We start from the raw sequence: 20,326 nt of genomic DNA, 5'->3' as shown, positions 1-20,326 counted from the left end.
GTAACCATATTAAAACACGACTTTGGCCGTCCCGCCGTCTACACGCAAGGCGGAGCCATTGGTCATCGCGGCGCGTTCACTGGCGACATAAACAATCAGATTAGCAACTTCTTCTGGTTGTGCAAAGCGTTGTGCAATAGAATTTGGGCGTGCTTCTTTAAACATGGTTTCTTCGGAAACCCCTAATTCTTTGATAAAAATTTCAACACCATCAGAAAGAGTAGGGCCAGGTAGCACTGAGTTAACGGTGACATTTGTTCCGCGGCAAAGCTCTGCTGCGCCTCGTGAAATAGCCAGTTGTGCAGTTTTGGTCATACCATAGTGCACCATTTCAACGGGGATACTAATGGCCGATTCACTGGAAATAAAAATGATGCGTCCCCAATTTTTTTTAATCATCAACGGTAAATAATGCTGTGTGAGTTGGGCACCGCTTAAAACATTGGTTTCAAAAAACTGTAACCATGATGCGCGTGAAATAGTTGGAAATTCTTCAGGTTTAAATATCCCTGCATTATTAATAAGGATTTCAACTTGGGGTAATGCTTTAATCACCTTTAAGATGCCGGCTTCGGTGGCAACATCAGCGACGATCCCTTGAACATTATCTTTATTGAATTCGGTTTGTAATGGTTTCAGTGCGCTATCAAGAGATTGCTGCGAACGACCATTAATAGTGACTTTGGCTCCTTCTTTTAAAAAGAGTCGTGCGGTTGCTAAGCCAATACCTTTGGTAGAACCCGTAATTAATACAGTTTTATTTTTTAAACCTAAATCCATATGTAGACCCTTATGTTATTTATCATAAAACTATAGCTCAGCTCTTAACGATACGGGTTAGCAAAGGTGTATATGCAATACAAATTTTGGTTTGATATTTCGAACAAAATAAGTAAATATTAGAACTTTTATGCGTAAAGCTATTCCTGAGTGGTATGATGAATATTATTGAAACTATTAATTCGATTTCTACCTCGCCTACCAAAGCAGAACTTGCCAATTTTAAAACAAAAATTCTCGATTTAATCAAATCTTATCCAGAAAGTGCGACCCAAGTTGCAACTGAAATAAATCAGTCAGATGAAACAGGAAAAACCCCATGTCATTATGCCGCTCAGAAAAGCTTTCATTTACTGGCTATTTTAGTACTTGAAGGCAATGCCATCCTTCCTGAAGATTTACTTTATCCAGAAATGGAACATATTGAGCAATTAAGAAAAGAACAACAAAGACGTCAAAGTTACCAACGTCCGTTTGAACGTCGTTTCCATTTGCATGATTTAATCCGCGATGAAAAAGAAATGAAATTGATTAGAAGGCGTATGTATAGTCATCCTAGTGAAATTAATCAATGTACGTATTTTAACAATGCTTGCCACTGGGCAGCGTTGAGTCCAAGACACCGTGAATTATTGCCTTTACTCATTGAAAAAGGCGGAGATCTTCAAGCAAAGAATTTGGATGGAAAAACCCCACTCGAATTGGTTTCAAAACCAGAAGAAGTCATCTCAGTTTTTGTCCTAAAAGAGACACATAGTGAAAGCGTGATGCAAAAAGAGATGCCAAGTGACAGTCATCGCGTAGCAAAAGAACCGACGAGTTTAAAACTCAATAAAACGAAACGCAGCCATTCAATAAAAACATGGAGGCTGAATTTGGGTTTTAGTTTTAGGGGAAAGCGCTCAGTCAATCCTGATACAACCCTTACAAATGCAAATGCAAATGCAAATGCAAATGCAAATGCAAATGCAAATGCAAATGCAAATGCAAATCTAAGCCCTCCTAAAGGAAATGAGGAATGGGTTGAACCTAATGCAGTGCCATCAAACACGAAAAAACGACGTGCGTTAGGCAGTTTGAAGAGACAGGATTCTTTTAAAACGGCAAGAATGTCATCCTCTTCTTCAACATCAACTGAATTAGCATTCTCATCGCAAGATCCCGTTTTACTTGACATTTTAAAGCAAGATAATCACCTTGAATTTGAAAAATACTACCGCGCCAATGGAGAAAATCCAGATAAACCTTATCTCATACAAGCACTTTTAGCGGATGCAAAGAATATTTTTTGCTTTTTAGTAAAAGAAGGTACTGACTTTGCCGTAAAATTCGATGGAAAAAGCCTTGTTGACTATGTTTTAGAAAATAATGTAAAGCGCATTGCTTTTCTAAAAACTGTCTTAGCAAGCTTAAACCCTGAAGCATGTTTTGAAAGAAGAAGCAAAGCACAAAAAGCCTTAAAAGCATTAGAAATAGACTTTCAAAATCGTTTGCTTGGGAAAGGATATACGCAGCAACTTAAAGGTAAATATGATGAATTAACGAAGGAAGCGTTGATTAAAATCTGTCAGATTGACCCCGATTCTGATGAGCAGTTTGAATTGGTAAAATTAGTTTATGATTTATGTTGTGGGATGGTGGATTTAGAAGCACAAGGGACTACAAGTCCAGTCATTATTCAACAGTATATGGTCGGATTAATGTTAAGTTACCATCCGGTTGAAATAATGAAGATCCTTAAAAATCTATTTGCGCATCTTCAGGCTGAGCAGCAATGTATTACTCTAACCATGATTAGAGAAATCATTTTATTAGATCATTTTCATCTAGTTTTTAGAGATAAAAATTTCGCCACTTCAACGTTGTTAGATTTCTTCATGCCTACCTTCGCTGAAGAAAATGAGAGAAAAGTGCATGCTGATTTGTATCAGCAATGCAGAAAGATGATTGAATGTCAGAAAGAAATTCAACATCCACTCCTTCAACGCATCATACAATTAGAAGATTTAATTGCAAAATGTGACGATTCTGCGATAGAAATTAAAGACTCGAAAGTATTTGCAAATGAATTAAGAGCTTTAACTTGTCAACATTTCTTAAACGTTGAATTGTCCGAATTTGCCAATAAAAACTGGGCAAAAGCGGCAACTTCTACGACATTGAGTGAGCAAACCGCGCAATTTAATAAATTAGCAGATTATATTAGATTATTTATCTTGAAGACCACATCTTCTGAAGAGAGCATTAAACGTATAAAAATCTGCATTAATACCTTACATGAGTTGTTGTATAAAGAATTACCTGATGCCAGTGCAGCTATGGCGATTGTGGCAGCATTAGGACATTCCTCCTTGTTAAAATTGATGAGAATGCTTGAGCAAAAAGAAGTTGAGGTACATAGTCGTTATCTAACGGCACAGGCAACCCTAGATCCGGCAAAAAATTATAAAAGTCTGAGAGAACTCATGGTAAAGGCATCGTTTGCATTGCCTTATATGGGATGCTATATGAGAGATCTAACGTTCACTTTAGAAAATAGCGATCTTAAATCGAAAGTGTGTCTTAATGGACGGTTGCTTTTAGAGCTTATTCAATTACGTAAGCAAATCCTTGATAGAAGAACGTCTATTCCTACTCAAAGTCGATTAGCGTATAGCATCTATCAACAAAAACTGCTGAGTGATGAAGAATGCATATTATTAGCGAATCGCACTCTGCTCAATCCTATCTCTTTAGAAACCTCGACGCTTACCCTTTTTAATGGGCTACTTGAAATCTATATTGAAAGGAAAGCCCCATTAAAAGTGCTCGTTCAAGGGAAAGTATTAGCAGATGTGCAAGCCCTTGAGGCAGCTTTTGCATGGTTAAGAAAACAAGTGAGTGAAGATAAGACGATAGATTTAAATGTGATAAAAGCGTTAACTGCAAAGCTCAATTCACTACCTGTGGCTAGTGCTTCAGTTGGAACACAGCCCACAAGCTCTGTGAAATGGCTTTTAACTCAAGAAGATTTAAAAGAGCAAATACTGACTTTTCAATTTGGGCAACTGCAAGTTCAAGAAGGAGAATCTCATCGTAATGAGGCGTCAGTGTCTAGCACAACGTCACCTCGCTTGAATTAAATGAATTGAGAGGGAGTCACTAGGGGAGGTGAGACAATTCCCCTAGTGATATGACAGTTTAAAATGTCTTCACTTTTCTTCTTTCGGCTTGTAATGGATAGGTTGCTTCATCTTTAAAGAAAGGTTTTTTATTGCCACCTTGCTTCATCATAAATAATTGGGTAAATACCTTACCCTCTTCAAGATTGATATCAAAATCAAGAAAACCATAGGTGCTTTTTTCGACATTCTCTCCGATCCATTTTCCGTCTTGAAAAGTACGATATTTTTTCTTCCCAGGCAGTAAACTCATTCCAGAGATCTTTTTACCATGACTGCCGGGTTTAGGAATGGCGGTGTAGTAACTTTTCACTTCTGAATCTGTATAGTTTGTTGTGATATCAGCAGATAATTTAGGCAATAAAGGTTTAGGTAATGATTTTCTTTCTTCTGTTGAGATTTCTTGAGGCTTCCCGCCTAAAATCCCGACTAAGAATTGTGGAATAATCGTTTCGGTATCACCGTTTTTAACATGGATATCGGTACGGCTGTAATTATGCGAATCAGCACATAAGATACCGGTAATGCGAGCATCAGCAGCCAGATTTAATACTTTATCCCAGACATGATCATTGCCGCGGTAATCTTCAGTAGGATTTTTACCCATGACAAAAGGCAAAGGAGAGACAATGAATTTGACTTTTGCGGTGGATTTTTTAAGACTTTCTGCTAACCATTGAAATTGGGCATCACCCAATAAATCGCCATTTTCCCCTTGGAAAAGACGATTATTCAAACACCACATGGTCACATCGCCATAGGTTGCTTCATAAAAGAGTCCTCGGTTACCATCTTCGGGTATCATGGGTACAGGGAAAAACTCATTAAATGCATTAATGGCATTATCGTAAGCTCTGGGATCTTTTTCATATTTCGCGCGGGAAGCATCATTTTCACCGAAATCATGATCATCTAATATTCTGTATGAACAAGTTGAGCTTAATGCGCCTCTGACCGTTTGGTGAAAGTCTTCCTCGATAGCCTGCTGAAATTCAGGTAATGTTCTTACTGTTGTTACCGGAACATAGGTTTCGCCATGGAATAGATCGCCTAGATGTGCAAATACATCTGGTTTTTTTAAGGCTATTTCATGATAGATTTGTTCGGTTAGTGTTTTCTGATTTTGCTGTAAGCCTAAAGCGGTCGATAGCTTTTCATCTAATTTTGTCCATCTTGCAACATCGATGACTTCTTGATCGGCACTGACAACCAGATGAATATGTTTAGCTTGTCCTGGTAAAGGAGGGGCTTTAAATTGAACAGGCGTATGGGGAATCGGATCGGGGAAAACTTCATTTCCTGCCATGACTATTTCATGGCCTTCCTTAGTGATCTGATAAGTATACGCTTCATTACATTTTAAATGTGGCATCGTAAAATGCAAGTGGGAAGCCAATGGTTCAGTAGCATCTGATGATGAGGAGGAGGAAACTTCACTGAACTGATCGACAGCATCAGCAATCACCGGTGCAATAATGAATTGTTCCGAAGACGTACTCGACGTCACTTTTAATTTAACCCCTTGAGCATCAATGGGTTTTTCAAAAGTCGCTGCTAAGGTTACTGATACTTTATCTTCAGCTTCATAAACAGGCTTTCCTAATATTAGCGTTGATAAAACAATCATTTTCTGCTCCATCAGATAAAAAATAATGCTCATCCTATATAAAAGTTTTTGATAAGGCAACGTTATTAAAAGGAACAAGAAGATGTGCTAACTATGTTTTTTTCAGGGATTTTGAGAATGGCCTTTTACGCTAAAGAGGTAAAAGGCCAAGCAATGATTGTATTATTGAGGGCGTGGTGATGAAGAGGGCTGTGAATGATCTTTGATAGTGAGCATTTCTTCTTCTGCATCCATTTGAGCAGCAAGCGCTCTTAAGCGATCTTCTCCACTTTGTTGCACGGAAGGGCTAATCCATCGTCTGTAGGCATAACCGATTAGATTTAAACCTTCAAGAAATGCTACCGTAGCACCACCTGCCACTAAACCACCGATGGTCGCGCCTTTTGCGGTGGAGACTTTAACGGTTTCGTTGTAAGCCATTTCGCCTGCTTGATGTGCAAGACCTGTCACATTGGCTTGTACTAAGTAAGAGGCACCGGGTACACCATCTAAACCTGAACCTTGTAAAATCGCTTGTGCAATTTCGTCACCTTTTTCTTTGACGGATTCTCTTACTGTTTCAGCAACTTTTTCCCCTAATTCATAACCAACAGCTCTACCCATTAAAGCGCCGACGGGTGCGCCGACGGTTGTGCTCATGATACCCGCTGCTGTGGCAACAGTTTTATGGGATACAACAGTTTCAAATGTAGGTTTATCTTGTTCTGGTAAAATCAGAGCGGCTTCTGCTGGAGCAGAGCTTGGAATAATCAGTGTTGTGTCTACTGGAGCAGCGCTGGGCACCGTAAGCGCTCCTGCTGTTGGAAGCACTTCTAAACTGGCTTGTTGTGTATTTTGCTTGTACATCGTTAACATCGCTTTTCTCCTGCATCTAAATATAATCTTGTTCTATAGCCGGAGTGTTTCCCCTCCAGTTCATTTCAAACAATTATAAATATTTAGCTGACCAAATTATCTAGGAGGTTTTCTTAGAAATTTCTGTTTAATATTGTAAGCTGATGATTTTATTGATAAATATTGTGTTTGAATGGGGTCATCTGGGATGGAATAACCTAAAGCGAGGATAAGCGGTATGACGCCTTGCCTCTACGACGCTAGGAAATGAGACAGTAGGGTACAAATCTTATTGATAAACCTCATAACCACCCTCATCATCCCATTGATAAACAGAAAAAGGAGCCTGTTTTAAATCTCCATTTTTATCCCATTCCAGGGTACCAATGACGGAATCCACTTTATTTTCATGGAGCCATTTATCCATGCTTATCTCCTTCTGAAGAGAAGTTTCTTTAATAGCTTGCGCAACGGCTTGAGTCGCAGCATAGGCATTTAACATATAACCAGTTGGCTTGATTCGCTTCTTTTCAAATTTTTTCACAACATTTTTTGCTTGAGTGAAGCTATTAGGATCGGAAAAAAATGTCATATAAACCCCTTTTGTTATGTTGGGTCCGCCTGCCGCTTTGACAAAATCAGGAGAAGCAATTCCATCGCCTGCAATGAAAGGTATGTGGTTGTTAATTTCGTGTAGTAGTTTAAGAAATTCGCCTGCATCGGTAAACAATCCTCCAAAAAAAACCGCATCTGGTTTCATATCAGCAACTGTTTTGGCTAAAGAAAGATAATCTGAATTATCTCTTTGAAAATTTTGATTAAGTATAACCTTTGTGCCTAATTTAGTAAGCGTGGCTTGGACACTATCTGCTAATCCTTTCCCATATAGCGTGTTATCATGAATAATAATGACTTTTTTTGCATCAAAATGATCATGTATAAAATTTGCAGCAAACTCACCTTGTGTATCATTTTTTCCACAGGTTCTAAAAATATTATGATATCCCTGTTCTGTTAGAGCAGGAGCAGTAGAAGCAGGTGTAATCATTAAAATGTTATGAGCTGCATATATTTTAGCGGCAGCAAGTGAGGTGGAAGAACAATTATGACCAATAACCGCCTTAATATCCCCTTGCATGGCAAAATGATGTGCTATTTTTTCTGCTTTTTCAGGGTTGCAATCATCATCTGCAATGACCAGCATTAATTTATTACCATTAATTCCACCTTGAGCATTAATATCTTCTATGGCTTGATTAGCGCCCAACCATTGTTGATCCCCCATTCCAGCATAGGGACCTGAAAAGGGGCCCGCAATCCCAATTTTAATCGGTTCTGCTGTTGCCAGACGACAGAATAATAAGGTAAGTATGATAATGAAAAATTGAGTAAGTGATTTATACATTTATCACCCTTATGCTGGTTGTTAAGTATTAAATTCACAAAATTTAATAAATTCTTCAAGCGGCATTGCTTTGGCATATAGCCACCCTTGCGCATAATCGACATGATGAGCCTTTAAATATTCAGATTGAGCTTGCGTTTCAACGCCTTCAGCAACAATTTTTATATTAAGTGTTTTAGCAATATCGATGATATGTCCGGTGACATGACTTGTTACAGAATCAGTGTCAACGGAACTGACGAAAGCTTTATCTATTTTAAGTACGTCAATCGGCAATTCCTTTAAATAAGAAAGGCTTGAATACCCTGTGCCAAAATCATCCATCACAATGGTATAGCCTTGCATTCTTATTTGCTGAAGATTATCACGAGTCGCTTTAAAATCCATAAATCCACGTTCCGTGATTTCAAGCCATATTTGCTGTGGTTCGATATTGGTTCCAGAAAGCATTGATTCTAATTTTTTAAAAATACGTTGTGAATTGAAATCAACAACTGCAATATTAATAGCAATGTGAAGATCTCTATTTGCAATTAAAATTTCTTTTAAATTCGTGATAACTGATTCAATAATCTGATCGGTTATGGGTTGAATAAGTCCGCTTTCTTCTGCCAGAGGAATAAAAAAATCAGGTTTAATCATGGAGCCATCAGGTCGTTGCCATCGCACTAAAGCTTCCGCACCACAGCAGCGACCCGTTTTATAATCGAGGATAGGTTGATAGTAAACCACCATTTCCTTATTGGCGATGGCAAGCTTTAATTCACCAATAGGTGATAATCGCTTTCTTAATCCCCAGATCACGGCGCCCGATGCAATCAGTGACATAATGATACCAAAAGGTAAAAATAAGATAAGATTCTTGCGCGATTGTTGAAACACATAGCTCATTGATTCAGCAGAAATATAGTAAAGTCCAGGCACTCTTGAAATGGCTAATAAGTGTTTTGTTATCTTGTTTATATTGGGGTTTTTTAAGGCTTTATGAATTAACTCAAGATTATAATTGGTGTAGTTGAGTGTGCTTAGTACTTGTCCAGAATTGGTTACAATTGCGATTTTAATATAAGGTTCTGTAATAATATCTGTTAATCTTTCAGCATCAATAGAGACGGCATAATGATCGCTTTTCAACGTTATAAAATCATCACTATGCTTTGCAAAAATATCAGCATTCATGATGAAGGAGTAACCATTTGGCATCATATAACTATCCAATGCAATGGGCTTCTTCTGATATATGATACCTTCTGAACCGCATTGCACAATACTATTGTCAAGGTAGACAATTTCACTAATGCAATGCTTATTAAACAGCATGTCATTCATGACTTTGATATGCGCAAGAGTACAAGGTTGAGTTTTAGTTGCTTCAAGTTGATCTAACGTATCATAAAGTTCATTTAAACAAATGCGTGAGCGTTGAATGACTCGAGCGTTATCGGTTTAAAGTTTATCTAACTCAGTTTCTTTTGCTTGAGCCCATGATAAGTACATTGCGATTGAAAGCGATGCGCAAACGCCTACGAGAATAAGCATTACAGCGATAAAAATAGCACTGACACGGTGAAAATTCACAGTTTTCTCAAATATAATTAGGATCCTATAGATATAATTAAATAGCAGACTGTTATCTGAATTTTATGACTGAAAATATTTATAGACTAGCTAAATAAAGAGGACAATGTGAAAGTATGGAAATTATCGCCTAAAGGGCAAATTACCGATGCAGAACCTGGCTACGTCAGAATTAGAGCGCATTCTGAAAAAAGAGCGCGTGATATCGCTGAAGAAACTTTTGAGCATTCCAATACCAAAACCATGATACATAAGACAAATTGGGCAGACTTGGATTGGCATGATACAACGGCGATTGAATGTCTTCTTGAAGAAGATGATCTTTCTTCAACCGAAGGAATTTTAGACGTTGAATGATTATTTGTCTGTTAAATTTCACAGTGACACCTTTTAGGAGCCTATCATGAAACCATTGACTAAGTCGTTGATTGCCTTTTTAGCACTTTTTCCACTGACAGGATGGTGTGAAAAAGTCGAATATAAATTAGATAAAAGTCACACTTCAGTCAATTGGGATATTAGTCATTTCGATTTTTCTCATTATCATGGTAAATGGGAAGCAGAAGGAAAGCTGGTGTTAGACAATGAAAAACCAGAAAATAGCAAAGTGGATGCAGTCATTAAAGTAGATGAATTCATTACAGGAAATGACAAATTAAACAAGCATCTTAAGAGCGCCGATTTTTTTAATACCGCTACCTATCCCAAAGCTACTTTTGTCAGCGACAAAATAGAGGTGCAAGAGGGAAAGATTGCAAAAGTTCATGGTAATTTAACATTACACGGTGTTACAAAGCCTGTGGTATTAGAAGTCATTTCACAAAAAATTGAAAAGAATCCCGTCAGCAATAAAGATACCGCAGGTTTTAGAGCGAAAACGAAACTCAAACGATCTGATTTTGGTATTAGTGCTTTTTTACCAGGGTTAGGTGATGAAGTGAATTTAGACATTGAGGTTGAAGCAAATAAATAACTGGTGACGCATGCAACTTAAGAACACACAAAATCGCTTCGGTGCAATCGCAATGTTGTTACACTGGATAATGGCGCTTATCATGATTGGCATGATTATTCTTGGCCTTTACATGGTAACATTGCCTATCAGCTTGCATAAGCTTAAATATTACGGTTGGCATAAAGAATGGGGTGTGCTCATTTTAATGTTGGCAACCGTACGATTAGCCTGGCGCTTTAGCAACACCGTACCTTCGTTACCTCCTCAAATGCCAAAATGGGAACAATTAGCTGCGCATGGCATGCATTATGTTTTTTATGGTTTTATGTTTGCTTTACCCATCACAGGATGGATGCTCTCAAGTGCCGCAGGTCTTCCCGTGTCATTTTTTGGCTTGTTTACTTTGCCTGATTTAATCGCAGCAAGTGAATCGTCACGGCTTTTATTGACCCAAATACATAAATGGTTAGCATATGGACTCATTGCTGCTATTTGTGGTCATGTCGGTGCCGCACTACAACATCACTTTTTTAATAAAGACGATATTCTACGGAGAATGTTACCATGAGCATCATTTCTAAAATATTGACTACCAGCTTCATTTTATTGCCAATGTTAGCTTTGGCTGACGTTCCAAAATGGCAGATTGACTCGAATGAGAGTAAACTTGGTTTTATAGCCATTCAGAATAATGCGCCTGTCAAAGGAAGTTTTAAAACTGTTAACGGAACCATTGATTTCTCGCCCGATGATCTCAAACAATGCAAAATTAATATTACCGTTGATATGAGCTCAGTGAACGCTAGTTATCAAGAGCTGGTCAGCACCTTAAAAATGAGCGATTGGTTAGATGTGACAAAATATAAAGAAGCAACTTTTACTTCTAAAGAAGTGACTAAGGTGAAAGATAATACGTATCAGGCTAAAGGTGAGTTGCAAATTAGAGACAAAAAATTACCTTTGGCTGTTGATTTTACCGTCGATGATTATAAAAAAGACAAATTTCACGTCAAAGGGGAGACTAAGATCAAACGAACGGCTTTTGGTGTCGGTCAAGGTGATTGGGCAAGCACAGATGAAATTAAAGATGAGGTTACCGTCAACTTTGATTTGTCGATTAAATCAATAAATTAAGAAGGTGATTGCACACGCTGGAAGAGATCTTAGTTATCAAGTATGATAGATAGAGTGTGCAATCCTTTTACGTCAATCCATCGGTGTCATGACTATTTCTAAAAAATCTTTCTTATTCCCTGCGGCACTGGTGTTCTACGAAATAGCCACTTATTTATCAAATGATATGTATTTGCCTAGTCTGCCGCAAATTTCCCGCGATATGCAGTTAAGCCAAGACTTAGCCGAACAAACGTTACTGTTCTGGTTTTTAGGTTCTGCCTCAATGCAATTGTTAATGGGCCCATTATCCGATCGTTATGGCCGCAAGATTATTTTGATGCTGGGTGGCGTATTATATGTATTAGCGAGCCTAACTTGTGCACTCACGCCTAATATCTCCCTCTTTTTATTAGCAAGATTTATTCAAGGAAGTGCCGTTTGTTCAATGGTTGTTGCAGGTTATGCTGCCATTCATGAGCTTTATCATACGAAACAGGCCATTAAGATTATTGCGATGATGGGCTCTGTTTCCATTTTGGCGCCGGCATTTGGCCCTTTGCTTGGCGCAATAATCTTAACTTTTTTTGATTGGCAAGCGATTTTTTATTTATTAGCAGGTTGGTCATTCGTGGCGATGCTATTAATTGGTGTTGTGATGCCAGAAACCAATCAGCAAAAAATAAAAATAGATTTTAAAGAGATTACACGGGATTTTATTAACATTGCAAAACGACGAGCGTTTCTTTGTTATGCTTTACCTTTTTGTTTAATCTTTTTGTCCTTTATTTGTTGGATAGTTGAAAGCCCGTTTATCATCATTGAGACTTACCATAAAACCCCTTTAGAGTACGGTTATATTCAACTTGCTATTTTTGGTGCATTTATTGTTGGGACACAAATTGTGCATTATTGCGCTGAAAAAGTACCCACAATTTATTTAATTAACTCAGGGATGAGCTTTGCATTAATTTCAGCCTTATTGTTAGTTATCGCAAGCTGTTTAATGCCTCAAGCACTTTACCTTTTAGTATTTTTATTAATGCTTTTTTCATTAGGGGCTGCCATTGCTTTTGCGCCGCTGAATCGAAGTGCTATCGATGCATGCCAGGAACCGATGGGGAGAAGAATGGCTATTTTTTCGACTTATATGAATGTGTTTGGTGTGATAGCAACAGCGCTTATTACCCTAGTGAATGATAAAACAATGGCAAATTTAGCGATAGTGATTGCGTTAGGTACGCTTGCCTCATTTATTTATTTCTATTTGAGTTATCGTAAAATATAAGAATATTTCTTAGCACGACTGCAAAATTTCTTTTTTTATTTCTATTCAGGTGTGCAAATTCCTTGCGCTTTACAAACAACTTGCTAGTAGTTTCTAGTAATCTGATTAGCTTTTCTTATGAAAGTTACTTGCTTTTAAAGATTAGATCCATAAACTTGGGTATATTTTTAACATTTTCATTTTAAAGGTGCGATATGCTATCAGGCTCATCCACGCAAAGTCCCCCACAATTCCCCCTAGCGATTGTACGCAGGATCTTAGATATTGCTCCACATTTCATTGATATGCAAAGAAGGGAAATTTTCATATATACAGGCACTTCTGCGGTCAATGCACTACTTGCAATCCTACAAGAGGAAATTCTTAGTCAAAGTGATGAGCCTACAACCCGTATCCAACTTGCGATAAAAAAGCATCGTAGTGAAATGGAAGAAGCTAAAGAGCGAAAAATTATCTTAAGTGAGACAATTGAAAGTATTCGGGCAAAAAAAACTGTAGATAAAGAAATACTCAGACAGCATGAAAAAGAGTTTGAAGAGGTCGATGCAAAGTGTTATCCCATTGATGATTATGATTGGGCTGTAGCCTGTAAACTTGCGATGAGCAATGGAAATATACTGCATGATACTCCCGAAACGCGTCGGGTCATTGAGATATTTCTTGAACAATTAAAACAATTGCATAGGCTTTACAATACAGAAGAATTTAAACAATGTATGTCCTTTGCGCGTATTGATGCATCGGATACCATCATTCAATTAATTGGTCAACTCTGTGCTTTAGAACACTTTGAAAGTGCTTATGTGATTCATCAATTTCTAAACTTAAGCCATCTTGCATTGAGTGAACGAGTTGTTAATCAAGTAGATGAAAACGGATTGGCAACCGTTCTAACCCCAGGTATTTTACAAGGCTTAGGATTATATCGTCGTATTATTCCAAGAACAGGCAATGAGGCAAAAGATACTGCGGCAGATGCTCAAGAATTTACGCTATTTAAAAAAATATTGCCTTCTTTTTTGAAATCGCCTATTTTTCAGCAATCATTTAACCCGGAATTATACAAGGGGATAGTACAACCATTTTTTGTTCCCACGAGAACAGTACAAACGAATTCCTCTAGTCCCATTCTTCCCACGATTCCCCCCCTTGCTATTCCTAGCTCCAGTTCTTCATATGATTTAAAAGGTGAATCGCAATTGTTAAAAAAATGGAAGCTGCTCTCCATTGCAACACGGGAAAAAAAGCAACCAAAATACACTCGCAAGACCAGTGAGCCTGTTCCGCCATTGCGTTCAACAATTGAACCAGGTTCGCCAAGAAAGGAATTGTTGCCAGCTTATTCTTTACTGCATAGTGTTCCACCGCCATTAGTACCGTTAACGACATCGTCATCAGCTGAAGACGATGCAAAACCAACGACGCCGCGGTTAGGGAATATATTATCCAGCAATACCTGATTAACCGTGTATATAATCAGTGAGTGCTGAAATTTCTTGCTGTTGTTGCAACATAATCCAACGGGTGATGTCACCGATGGAAATAATGCCGACAAGTTTGCCATTATCCACTACGGGTAAATGACGAAATCGTTTTTCGGTAATAATTTCCATCGCTTTTTGTACAGTCGTATCAGAAGGAACCGTCAACACATTATGTGTCATCACTTCTGATACGGTGACTTGGGTGGGTTCTAATTTTTTACTAACGAGTTTATTAATTAAATCACGTTCACTGATAATGCCTTGCACCTTGTCACCCTCCATCACAAGGAGCGCACCAATGCCAAGCTGGGAAAGAAGGGCTGCGCAATCGTAGCAGGTATCATTTGCTGTGATGGTTTGAACCTTACTGGATTTTTCCTTCAATAAAATGCTCAGTGGTGTTTGCATAATCTCGCTTCCAGAAGAATTATAACTAATTAATAAGTATAGATTGCACTAACCAATATATTTGTTGTCATTACACTTATCTTGCAGGCTCCTTTGCTATGTTAAGTAGCTTGTGAAAACAAATCGTTGCTAAGCTCAAAATAACAGCATGAATTATTTTTAAGCACTAAGGGTGGATGTTTGCATAGTAATGCCCTCATTTTTATTCAAGACTTAGCTGTCATCATGCTGATAGCTGGTTTGATGACGATATTGTGCCACCGTTTTCGTCAACCTGTTGTGCTGGGATATATCGTTGTTGGTATGATCGTTGGCCCACATACGCCTCCCTTTTCTTTCATACAAGATAACAATACGATTCAAACACTAGCAGAATTGGGCGTAATATTTCTCATGTTTTCCCTAGGGCTTGAATTTAATTTGCGCAAACTAAGCAAAGTTGGGAAAGCCGCATCATTTGCTACCTTCCTTGAAATTATTTTAATGACAGCGCTGGGGTATTGGTTAGGTCGTTTTTTTCAGTGGAATCATGCAGATTCAATTTTCTTAGGCGCCATGCTTGCTATTTCATCTACCACCATTATTTTAAAAGCGCTAGAAGAGTTAGGGATGAAGAAAAAGAAATTTGCACAGTTAATTTTTGGTATTTTAATTCTTGAAGATATTTTTGCGATTGCCATTTTAGCGCTGTTATCTACCATTTCAATTACAGGATCTATGCATGCCGAAGATTTTATTATTACATTAGGTAAGCTTGGGACTTTTCTGGTTGTCTCGTTATTTTTAGGAATATTAATTATTCCCAGGTTGCTTACCTATATTGCCAAATTCAATAACCGTGAAATGCTACTGATATCGGTTCTTGGCATTTGCTTTGGTTTTTGTTTACTGGTTATTAAATTAGGCTATAGCGTTGCATTAGGTGCTTTTATCATTGGCGCTATTATGGCAGAATCACGCCAATTGCAAGTAATCGAAACATTGATTATGCCTTTAAGAGACATGTTCAGCGCCATTTTCTTTGTATCGGTTGGTTTAATGTTTGATCCCAATGTATTTATCACGCATTTTTATCCAATTATTGGTATAACAGTCGCTGTGATATTAGGAAAGGTAATCAGTAGTTCGCTAGGTATTTTAATTACAGGCAAAAGTGGTAAAACAGCAATGAGAGTCGGTTTAGGCTTGGCGCAAATCGGTGAATTCTCATTTATTATCGCCACATTAGGTATTACCCTAAATGTGACAAGCTCGTTTTTATATCCTATTGCAGTTTCTGTCTCGGCAATAACAACGTTGCTAACCCCTTATTTGATTAAGCATTCAGATTCTATTAGCAATGGGATATCTTTTGTTGTACCCAAATTTATGAGTACTGCATTTGATAAATATAAAAATTGGCTAAACGCACATCATGCCAAAACAAACACTAATTTAGATCGTTATAAATTTTTTAATTTAATTCAAATCATTATTAATTTATTTATTGTAATGGGGATATTTTTAATCTTTGCCTATTTACTGGGGACACCGTGGGGTGATTTTCTATTATCTATTTCAAACCATTACATCCAAAAAGCGATTTTGTGGGCGCTTGCCCTGATTGTTTCGTTACCATTTTTGATTGCAGCCTATCGTAAAATAAAATTTTTATGTTTACTTTTAACCGAGTTGAATATTAAAGACGATAAAACAGGCTTAAAGCTTAAATGGCATAAAATCATTGCAGAATTAATCCCAATTTTCTCATTAATTAGTATCATGTTATTTGTGTCTGCATTAAGCATCAGTATACTGCCACCGCTTGAATTGTTAATTATGATATCCATTGTGGTAACTATCATAATTGCCTTACTCTATAATTGGTTTATTAAGCTCCACTCTAGATTAAAAGATATTTTCTTAGAGACTTTCCAAAATCATGATAATGAAAAATCAGAGTAATTTGATTTTTAATAATGGCAAAATACTATTATTATCGTCTGTCCAATCAATTTTGTAATTAGAATCAGGCCGTTCTGGTGTAATATGATGCGCTGCAAACCAGGATGCCAGCTCAGGATTAGCACTGACAAGTACCCAATCGGATTTCGCTTGTCCAATTTTGCGATCGGAGTTATTTTTTAGCCAGTAATGTTCAAAGCCTTGTTTTTGCGCCAGTTGTGAAGTAACGGGCACGAGATTGATAAATATATTTGAAATATGAAAGGCAATAATGCCATCTTTAGCTAATAATTGACGATAGAGTGACATAGCCTCTTCAGTGAGAAGATGAAAGGGTATTGCATCACCATTGAAAGCATCCGCGACAATCAAATCATAGGCTTTGAAATCTTTTGCAAAGCGTTTTTTAACCATAGAAAGCCTAGCATCGCCCACAATGACATCGGTGGTTGCTGCAGATTGTTTAAGAAAAGTAAAATAGCGATGAGCAAATTCATTCACATTCTCATCTACTTCATAGAAATCAATATGATCTTTGGGTAGGGCAAGACTTGCAATCGTACCGGTTCCTAAACCAATGACCGCAATATTGATCGGACGTTGTAGATGTTCATGCAAATATTCAATGGCCAAACCGACACCCGCGTTTCTTGTATAATAGGTGGTGGGCCATTGCTGTCTTTGAGGATTTAAGAATTGCATACCATGAAGTGTATTACCATGACGCAATTCTCTGATACTCAGTTGATCATTGCGTTCGATATGATCAAACACCCGAATGTAACCATATAAACTTCTTTTCTCAGCGATAACTTCATTTTGTGGTTTTAATATATTAAAGACGACTAAAGTAAGGAAAGCCGCAATACCACCGAGAACGAAGATTTTCTGCTTCCAAGAAGATTCTGAGCCTGATAATTGCTGATAGATGAGAATGAGCGAAACGCACGAAATCAATAGGAGTGGTATATAAAAGTCCCACCATTTGCCAAGTAGAACATAAGCGACAATATTGACAAAAAGACTACCTAAGACGCCGCCTAAGGCAATAATCAGATAAAAAGCAGTCAATGCTGATTGATCTGGCTTGTGAAGGATGAGTTCACCATGACAGATCATACAAGCGCTATAAAGCAGTGCTAGTAAGATTAAAACCACGTCATAGCCGACAAGCACATCTTTATAGATTAACCACAAGGTGAGGCCGAGCCAAATAGCAAAGGATGCTAACCAAAAGTTGCGGTCATAACTTTTGGCATGTGCGAAAGTCACAATAAAGGTAATCAGATAGAGCCCAAGTGGTATGACCCACATCAAAGGCAAATTAATAATATTTTGTGTGAGAAATTGAGTAACCGCGAGTAATAATGCGCTACTCAAGAAACTGAGAAAAAGCCACAGACCTATTTTAGCACTAGATACCGGGTCACCGTGCTGGGGAATAAGTGCTTGGGGTTTGGTTTTAAAGAGTATGCTCATGCATAGCAAACAGATAAAACAATAGCCAAGATAAAGGCATGTCCAAACGGTGGCTTGTGCTTTTAAACCAATCAGAGATTCAATAAAAAGGGGATAACCTAATAGACCTAATAAAGATCCGGCATTTGAAATGGAATAAAAATAATAAGGAAAATCAGTTCGTTCAATACGGCAATACCATTGTTGCAATAAAGGGCTTGATGCAGAAATAATCGTAAAAGGGAGTAAAATGATAGACGACAACAAGAGCAAAACACTGGCGGGTGGCCATTGATTATTCGCTATCACAATATTATCAAGATGAATCGGAATGAAAAAAAGTGAAGCTGCTAATAACACAAAATGGATGAAGACTTGTGCTCGTACAGAGGGTAGTTTTGTTAATAAATAAGCATAGAGATACCCAAGGAGTAATCCAGATTGAAAAAATAAGATACTGGCAACCCAAACAAAAGCAGAACCGCCAAATTGAGGCAATAGGTGTTTGGCAAGTAAGGGTTGAATAAAAAAGAGCAATAAGGCACTGGTAAAGATCCCACTACCCACAAGTATCTGGAACATCGCGGCTCCTAGTAAGTAACCTAGTTGTTTGTTTGCTTTGAGTTGACAAGCATTTCATTTAACTGAAATAGTATAATTTTAAACCGAGAGCCAATATGTCTGCTAATGCCGCCTTTTCTTACGATATCACAGAATATGAGAGTCGCTCCTATTCGCAGACACATCCTGATCACCTTTATACTTTGGCCAAGTTATTTGGCTTGAATCCTACATGCTTTGCAAAAGCACGGATATTAGAATTAGGCTGTGCGAGCGGAGGCAATATCATTCCTTTGGCATGCCAAGCACCACAAGCCAATATTGTCGGGATTGATTTAAGTGCCGTGCAAATTCAAAAAGCCGCACAAGTCATTAGAGATTTAAAACTAACTAATATTGAAGTTTTCCATCTTGGAATTGAAGAGATCACGCAAGATTTTGGTTTATTTGATTATATTATTTGCCATGGTATTTATTCATGGGTACCCGAGGCGGTACGACATAAAATTTTAGCGGTTTGCCGGGCACATCTTGCACCGCAAGGTATTGCCTATATTAGCTATAATACCTTGCCTGGCTGGAATGTCGTGAAAAGTATCCGCGAGATGATGATTTATCATACGCGCGCCATTAGTGCTCCCATGACCAAAGCAAAAGAAGCTCGAAATCTATTGCAGTTTATGGCCTGCGGTTTGGGAGAGGAAAACTCTCCTTATGCTAATTTTTTAAGAACAGAAATAGATATATTAGCTAAGCAACCTGATTCTTATTTGGTTCATGATCATCTTGGCGAGATTAATGACCCCCTGTATTTTCATCAGTTCGTTGAAATGGCTAAAAAATATCATTTAAATTACTTGGCAGATTCCGATATTGCAGATATGTACCCTCATAATTTGCCTGAGATGTTGGCTAATGAAATCAATAAAATCAATGATGTCGTTCGTTGTGGCCAATATATGGACTTTATACGTAATCAACGCTTTCGTTGCACCTTGCTCTGTCATGAAGAAGCAACCATCAATCGGAGTTTGTGTACCTCGCAGATAAAATCATTCTATTTAAGCTTTGGTGGTAAGGTTGAAGGTAATCCTCAAAATAAATTGATTGATGGTGAATCCATGAAATTTATTGGGCAACATATTACCTTGACCCTGACTAAGCCAATTGCCAAAGTGGCTATGTTAAAATTAGTCTCCCAGAAAGGAAAACCACTTGCATTTACGGCCCTATGTGATAGCGTCATGAATGAGATGATGTTGCACGATCAAACGAGCGTAGAGCGATTTTTGATTGAAGATCTCAATTTAATGAGGTTAGTGCTGGGGGGATTGGTCAAAATCCATTCAGACGATGGGCGATATGCTAACAACCCAGGTGAGATGCCACTTATTCCTGAGTGGATGCATTACCAGCTGCAGCATCAGTCATGGGTGACAAATCACCGTCATGAGACCATTTCATTAAGTGATGTTGAGAAATTTTTATTACAAAATTGTGATGGGCAAATGTCTGTCAAAGAATTAAGTCAAAAACTTACTGAATTTCTTATCAAAGAAAAGATAGGATTAATTGGTGAAGACGGGCAGCAAATTGATAGTATCATTGAGAATGAACAACGTAGTTATGATTTATGTCGTACTTTGTTGAATGAATTTAGTCAATTAGCTTTAATTGTTGACAAGTAATAGTCATCGGGACACTTCCCTCCAAAGTGCGATAAGGCTTAT

General features: G+C 37.8%; 16 protein-coding genes. 9 read left to right on the top strand and 7 right to left on the bottom strand.

The genetic code is table 11. The features are described from left to right. Positions 1 to 9: 9 nt before the first annotated feature. Positions 10 to 780: an SDR family oxidoreductase gene (locus HT99x_RS11600; protein ID WP_075064761.1), complete on the bottom strand. Its 771-nt coding sequence runs from the start codon at positions 778 to 780 to the stop codon at positions 10 to 12. A gap of 155 nt (positions 781 to 935) precedes the next feature. Here HT99x_RS11600 and HT99x_RS11595 point away from each other — a divergent pair, with 155 nt between their 5' ends. Beyond that, entirely contained in the window at positions 936 to 3,902 is a 2,967-nt protein-coding gene (locus tag HT99x_RS11595) for a RasGEF domain-containing protein (RefSeq protein WP_139016534.1), read from the top strand. Positions 3,903 to 3,960: 58 nt separating this feature from the next. On the opposite strand, the gene HT99x_RS11590 is transcribed toward HT99x_RS11595, so the two are convergent. The 4 genes from HT99x_RS11590 to HT99x_RS11575 form a co-directional block, all read right to left on the bottom strand. Next, positions 3,961 to 5,568 (bottom strand): alkaline phosphatase D family protein, encoded by a 1,608-nt coding sequence (locus HT99x_RS11590; RefSeq protein WP_075064763.1) that lies wholly within the window; start codon positions 5,566 to 5,568, stop codon positions 3,961 to 3,963. A gap of 162 nt (positions 5,569 to 5,730) precedes the next feature. Further along, entirely contained in the window at positions 5,731 to 6,423 is a 693-nt protein-coding gene (locus HT99x_RS11585) for a hypothetical protein (protein WP_075064764.1), read from the bottom strand. A gap of 268 nt (positions 6,424 to 6,691) precedes the next feature. Beyond that, positions 6,692 to 7,807: an ABC transporter substrate-binding protein gene (locus tag HT99x_RS11580; protein WP_075064765.1), complete on the bottom strand. Its 1,116-nt coding sequence runs from the start codon at positions 7,805 to 7,807 to the stop codon at positions 6,692 to 6,694. Positions 7,808 to 7,828: 21 nt separating this feature from the next. Then, a complete protein-coding gene (locus tag HT99x_RS11575; protein WP_259567014.1) occupies positions 7,829 to 9,235 on the bottom strand; it encodes an EAL domain-containing protein in 1,407 nt (468 codons plus the stop codon). 258 nt (positions 9,236 to 9,493) lie between these two features. Here HT99x_RS11575 and HT99x_RS11570 point away from each other — a divergent pair, with 258 nt between their 5' ends. The 6 genes from HT99x_RS11570 (at position 9,494) to HT99x_RS11545 (ending at position 14,201) form a co-directional block, all read left to right on the top strand. Further along, complete coding sequence (locus tag HT99x_RS11570; RefSeq protein ID WP_075064766.1) at positions 9,494 to 9,742, top strand: hypothetical protein; 249 nt, start codon at positions 9,494 to 9,496, stop codon at positions 9,740 to 9,742. Positions 9,743 to 9,788: 46 nt separating this feature from the next. Beyond that, complete coding sequence (locus HT99x_RS11565) at positions 9,789 to 10,358, top strand: YceI family protein (protein WP_075064767.1); 570 nt, start codon at positions 9,789 to 9,791, stop codon at positions 10,356 to 10,358. A gap of 10 nt (positions 10,359 to 10,368) precedes the next feature. After that, entirely contained in the window at positions 10,369 to 10,908 is a 540-nt protein-coding gene (locus HT99x_RS11560) for a cytochrome b/b6 domain-containing protein (protein WP_075064768.1), read from the top strand. Continuing rightward, positions 10,905 to 11,474 carry a YceI family protein gene (locus HT99x_RS11555; RefSeq protein WP_075064769.1) on the top strand — a complete coding sequence of 190 codons (570 nt, stop codon included), beginning with the start codon at positions 10,905 to 10,907 and terminating at the stop codon, positions 11,472 to 11,474. Before HT99x_RS11560 ends, HT99x_RS11555 begins: the two co-directional genes overlap by 4 nt. A gap of 88 nt (positions 11,475 to 11,562) precedes the next feature. Beyond that, positions 11,563 to 12,741: a Bcr/CflA family efflux MFS transporter gene (locus HT99x_RS11550; RefSeq protein ID WP_075064770.1), complete on the top strand. Its 1,179-nt coding sequence runs from the start codon at positions 11,563 to 11,565 to the stop codon at positions 12,739 to 12,741. Between the two features lie 194 nt (positions 12,742 to 12,935). Beyond that, positions 12,936 to 14,201, top strand: a complete 1,266-nt coding sequence (locus HT99x_RS11545; RefSeq protein ID WP_075064771.1) for a hypothetical protein — start codon at positions 12,936 to 12,938, stop codon at positions 14,199 to 14,201. Here the strand turns inward: HT99x_RS11545 and HT99x_RS11540 are convergent, their stop codons facing one another. Further along, positions 14,202 to 14,633: a CBS domain-containing protein gene (locus HT99x_RS11540; RefSeq protein WP_075064772.1), complete on the bottom strand. Its 432-nt coding sequence runs from the start codon at positions 14,631 to 14,633 to the stop codon at positions 14,202 to 14,204. Positions 14,634 to 14,858: 225 nt separating this feature from the next. Here HT99x_RS11540 and HT99x_RS11535 point away from each other — a divergent pair, with 225 nt between their 5' ends. After that, on the top strand, positions 14,859 to 16,577 hold the full coding sequence (locus tag HT99x_RS11535; protein WP_075065065.1) for a cation:proton antiporter: 1,719 nt from the start codon (positions 14,859 to 14,861) through the stop codon (positions 16,575 to 16,577). Here HT99x_RS11535 and HT99x_RS11530 read toward each other — a convergent pair. Next, positions 16,569 to 18,617, bottom strand: a complete 2,049-nt coding sequence (locus HT99x_RS11530) for a fused MFS/spermidine synthase (RefSeq protein WP_075064773.1) — start codon at positions 18,615 to 18,617, stop codon at positions 16,569 to 16,571. The genes HT99x_RS11535 and HT99x_RS11530 overlap by 9 nt on opposite strands. A gap of 95 nt (positions 18,618 to 18,712) precedes the next feature. Between HT99x_RS11530 and HT99x_RS11525 the strand changes: the two genes are divergently transcribed. Next, positions 18,713 to 20,284 (top strand): methyltransferase regulatory domain-containing protein, encoded by a 1,572-nt coding sequence (locus HT99x_RS11525; protein ID WP_075064774.1) that lies wholly within the window; start codon positions 18,713 to 18,715, stop codon positions 20,282 to 20,284. Positions 20,285 to 20,326 lie beyond the last annotated feature (42 nt).

Source organism: Candidatus Berkiella aquae (genome assembly GCF_001431295.2).
GTDB lineage: Bacteria > Pseudomonadota > Gammaproteobacteria > Berkiellales > Berkiellaceae > Berkiella > Berkiella aquae.
The sequence above is the reverse complement of the archived record's forward strand: the minus strand, read 5'-3'. Positions and strand labels throughout refer to the sequence as shown.

Bases quoted from the DNA above. Each gene is read 5' to 3' on its own strand.
- HT99x_RS11600 (WP_075064761.1), bottom strand. From the start codon at position 780: ATGGATTTAGGTTTAAAAAATAAAACTGTATTAATTACGGGTTCTACC.
- HT99x_RS11595 (WP_139016534.1), top strand. From the start codon at position 936: ATGATGAATATTATTGAAACTATTAATTCGATTTCTACCTCGCCTACC.
- HT99x_RS11590 (WP_075064763.1), bottom strand. From the start codon at position 5,568: ATGATTGTTTTATCAACGCTAATATTAGGAAAGCCTGTTTATGAAGCT.
- HT99x_RS11585 (WP_075064764.1), bottom strand. From the start codon at position 6,423: ATGTTAACGATGTACAAGCAAAATACACAACAAGCCAGTTTAGAAGTG.
- HT99x_RS11580 (WP_075064765.1), bottom strand. From the start codon at position 7,807: ATGTATAAATCACTTACTCAATTTTTCATTATCATACTTACCTTATTA.
- HT99x_RS11565 (WP_075064767.1), top strand. From the start codon at position 9,789: ATGAAACCATTGACTAAGTCGTTGATTGCCTTTTTAGCACTTTTTCCA.
- HT99x_RS11560 (WP_075064768.1), top strand. From the start codon at position 10,369: ATGCAACTTAAGAACACACAAAATCGCTTCGGTGCAATCGCAATGTTG.
- HT99x_RS11555 (WP_075064769.1), top strand. From the start codon at position 10,905: ATGAGCATCATTTCTAAAATATTGACTACCAGCTTCATTTTATTGCCA.
- HT99x_RS11550 (WP_075064770.1), top strand. From the start codon at position 11,563: ATGACTATTTCTAAAAAATCTTTCTTATTCCCTGCGGCACTGGTGTTC.
- HT99x_RS11545 (WP_075064771.1), top strand. From the start codon at position 12,936: ATGCTATCAGGCTCATCCACGCAAAGTCCCCCACAATTCCCCCTAGCG.
- HT99x_RS11540 (WP_075064772.1), bottom strand. From the start codon at position 14,633: ATGCAAACACCACTGAGCATTTTATTGAAGGAAAAATCCAGTAAGGTT.
- HT99x_RS11535 (WP_075065065.1), top strand. From the start codon at position 14,859: ATGCTGATAGCTGGTTTGATGACGATATTGTGCCACCGTTTTCGTCAA.
- HT99x_RS11530 (WP_075064773.1), bottom strand. From the start codon at position 18,617: ATGTTCCAGATACTTGTGGGTAGTGGGATCTTTACCAGTGCCTTATTG.
- HT99x_RS11525 (WP_075064774.1), top strand. From the start codon at position 18,713: ATGTCTGCTAATGCCGCCTTTTCTTACGATATCACAGAATATGAGAGT.